This is a genomic window from Bacteroides clarus (genome assembly GCF_015555825.1).
Classification (GTDB): domain Bacteria; phylum Bacteroidota; class Bacteroidia; order Bacteroidales; family Bacteroidaceae; genus Bacteroides; species Bacteroides clarus.
Window position 1 is genome coordinate 1 of sequence record NZ_JADNLF010000027.1, and the last position, 1,318, is coordinate 1,318.

Sequence of the window (1,318 nt, forward strand, 5' to 3'; positions counted from 1 at the left end):
CTCAGACGACCGATGCAGGAGTAGCCCGGATTGGTTTTCTTCTTCAAATCGTCCACCATCTGATGCCCGTGGTCGGGACGCATCGGGATGGAGACTTTACGGCGTTGCTGCAGTTCGAGGAAAGCCTTCATCACGTGGTACATGTCGACGTTGCCTTCCAGGTGGTTGGCTTCGTAGAAGTTGCCTTCCGCATCGCGTTGCGTGCTGCGCAGGTGCACAAAGTTGATACGGTCGCCGAACCGCTCCATCAGGGCGGCGCAGTCATTGGCGCTGCTTACGCCCAAAGAACCCGTGCACAGGCACAGGCCGTTGCTCTTGTTGGGAACGGCATCGATCAGAGCCTGGAAGTCGGCTCCGCAGCTCATGATACGCGGCAGACCCAGAATTGAGCAGGGCGGGTCGTCCGGATGGATAACCAGCTCGACACCGGCCTCGTCAGCGACGGGACAGATTTCACTGAGGAAGTAAATCAGGTTGGCGCGCAGTTTTTCGGGTGTGATGTCCTTGTAGCGGTCGAGCTCTTTCTGGAACTGCTCCAGGGTGAAGCTCTCTTCCGAACCGGGCAGGCCGGCAATCATGTTGCGTACAAGCAGCCGCTTGTCATCTTCCGTCATCCGCTCGAAGCGGGCTTTGGCCTTGGCCTTTTCCTCGTCCGTATAATCGGCTTCCGCGCCGGGACGCTTCAGCAGGAAGAGGTCGAAGGCGATGAAGGCCGCACGCTCGAAGCGCAGGGCGCGGCTTCCGTCGGGCAGCTCGTAGGCAAGGTCGGTACGTGTCCAGTCCAGCACGGGCATGAAGTTGTAGGTAACGATGTTCACACCGCATTTGCCGAGGTTGCGCAGGCTTTCCTTGTAGTTGTCTATATATCGTTGGAAGTCTCCTGTCTGTGTCTTGATATGCTCGTGTACGGGTACGCTTTCGACAACCGACCAGCGAAGCCCTACGGCCTCTATCATCTCCTTGCGTTTGTTGATTTCTTCCACTGTCCACACCTCACCGTTGGGGATGTGGTGCAGGGCGTTCACGATTCCGGTGGCTCCGGCCTGTTTGATGTCCCAAAGGCTGACCGGGTCGTTAGGACCGTACCAGCGCCAGGTTTGTTCACAAAGTGTCATATTACAATAATGGTATAAGTTTATGGATTGTATGTTTGTTCTCCGTTTCCTTTCCGAGGGGGAGAGGATTTATCCTGCGGGACGGAAATATCCGTCTTGTGGGATGAATAATTCCGCCTCACGGGATGAAATATTTCATCCCGCAAGACAAAAGGCATCGTCTTGCGGGACGGATTTTATCAGATTGAGAAGGCGTCGAAACC

General features: G+C 55.7%; 1 protein-coding gene. It reads right to left on the bottom strand.

The annotated features are described in order from the left end of the window. Positions 1-1,115 (bottom strand): mannonate dehydratase (gene uxuA, locus I2F54_RS16140; RefSeq protein WP_195501909.1); only part of this gene is annotated, 1,115 nt, incomplete at its 3' end. Positions 1,116-1,318 lie beyond the last annotated feature (203 nt).